The sequence below is a fragment of the Inquilinus sp. OTU3971 genome, assembly GCF_038440215.1.
Genome location: NZ_JASATH010000399.1, coordinates 1 through 1,862, shown reverse-complemented (window position 1 = coordinate 1,862; position 1,862 = coordinate 1). Strand labels below are relative to the sequence as shown.

2 protein-coding genes are annotated in these 1,862 nt (G+C 73.5%); both read right to left on the bottom strand.

Annotated elements, in window-relative coordinates; genetic code table 11:
* A partial coding sequence (locus AAHM41_RS40070) for a condensation domain-containing protein (RefSeq protein ID WP_342242233.1) occupies positions 1–1,673 on the bottom strand: 1,673 nt, incomplete at its 3' end.
* Positions 1,670–1,862, bottom strand: a 193-nt coding sequence (locus AAHM41_RS40065) for a phosphopantetheine-binding protein (RefSeq protein ID WP_342242232.1), incomplete at its 5' end; no start/stop codon positions are given. The genes AAHM41_RS40065 and AAHM41_RS40070, both read right to left, overlap by 4 nt.

The following is a 1,862-nucleotide window of genomic DNA, read 5'->3' as shown; positions in this document are numbered from 1 at the left end:
CGGGACGCCAGCGCCTGGGCCAGCCGGTTGGTCCGGCGGTCCAGCTCGGCATAGCTCAGCCGCTCGGCGCCGAACACCAGCGCCTCCGCCTCCGGCGTCGCCCGCGCCTGGCGCTCGATCAGCGACAGCACGGTCGGCACGGGTTCGTAGGTCACATCCGTCGCGTTCCACTGCGACAGGCGCTGCCGGTCCGCATCGGTCTGCAGGTCCAGCCGGGCCAGCGGCCGGTCGGGATGCGCCACGGCCTGCTGCAGCAGCCGAAGGAAGCTGTCGCGCCAGCGCTCCACCGTCGACCGGTCGAACAGCTCGGTGGCGAAGTCCAACTCGGCGGAGATCCGCCCGGCCTCGTCCTCCGCCGTGGTCAGGCTGAGATCGAACTGGGCGCTGCCGCCGGGCCGCGCCAAGGTTTCGGCCCGCACATCGCCGAGGCGAAGCGCGACCGCGTCGCGGCGCCGGCCGTGCTGCATCATCGCCTGGAACAGCGGGTTGCGGCTCAGGCTGCGCTCGGGGTTCAGCGCCTCGACCAGCCGCTCGAAGGGCAGCGCCTGATGCGACTGGGCGGCCAGCGCCGTGTCGCGCACCGCCGCCAGCAGCGACCGGAAATCCGCCCGGCCGTCGACCCGGACCGGCAGCACCTGGGTGTTGACGAAGCAGCCGATCACCGCCTCGACATCCTGGCGCTGGCGGTTGGCCACAGGCACGCCGACGCGCAACTCGTCCTGCCCGCCGAGCCGCCGCAGCAGCACGGAGAAGCCGGCCAGCAGCACCATGAACAGGGTCGCGCCCTGCTGCTGCGCCAGCGCGCGCAGCGATGTGGAAAGATCGTCCGGCAGATCGAAGGCGACGGTGTCGCCGCGCCAGCTCGGCTCGCTCGGCCGCGGCCGGTCGGCCGGCAGCTCCAGCACCGGCTGCGCCGGGCCGAGCCGGTCGAGCCAGGAGGCGAGCAGCCGTTCGCCCTCGCCGGCTTCCATCAGTTGGCGCTGCCAGACCGCATAATCTGCGTACTGGATGCCGGACGCGGCTTGCTGCGGCCGGCCCGAGCGGTGGTCGTCGTAGCCGCGGGCCAGATCCTCGACCAGCAGGTCGAGCGACCAGCCATCGGCGACGATGTGGTGCAGGGTCAGCAGCAGCACATGCTCATCGGCCGCCAGCGTGACCAGCGTGGCGCGCAGCAGCGGGCCGGCGGCAAGATCGAAGGTCCGCCGCGCGTCGGCCGCCGAGACCTCGTCGAACCGGGCCTGCCGCCCGGCCTCCGGCACCGCCGACAGGTCGATGCGGGCGAGATCCAACGACGCCGGCGGCAGGATCCGCTGCCGCGGCTCGCCCTCGGCCTTCGGGAAGACGGTGCGCAGCGCCTCGTGCCGGGCGACCAGCCCGTCCAGCGCCGCCTGCAGCGCAGCGGGGTCGAGGCTGCCCGACAGCCGCAGGCCGCCGGTGATGTGATAGGCCGTGCTCTCCGGCTCCAGCTGCCACAGCAGCCAGAGGCGGCGCTGGGCATGGGACAGCGGCAGGTCGCCGTCGCGCGACGCCGGCACGATCGGCAGGCGTTGGGCGCTGATGCCCTTGGCGTCGAGCTGGGCCAGGAACTGCCGGCGCTTGTCGGCCGGCAGGGCAGCGACGCGCTCGGCGATCGCGCGCATCGGGTCGGCCGGCGGCACGGTCATGTCGTTCATTCGGGCAGCTCCAGCGCGTCCAGAAGCTCGGACATCGCATCCAGTTCCGCCGCGGCGTTGCCGCGGCCATGTCGATCGATCAGCGCGGCCAGGCCGGCGATGGTGCGGGCTTCGAACAGCGCCGCCAGCGGCAGCTCCACCGCCAGGGTCTGGCGCAGCCGCGACACCATCCTGGTCGCCAGCAGCGAG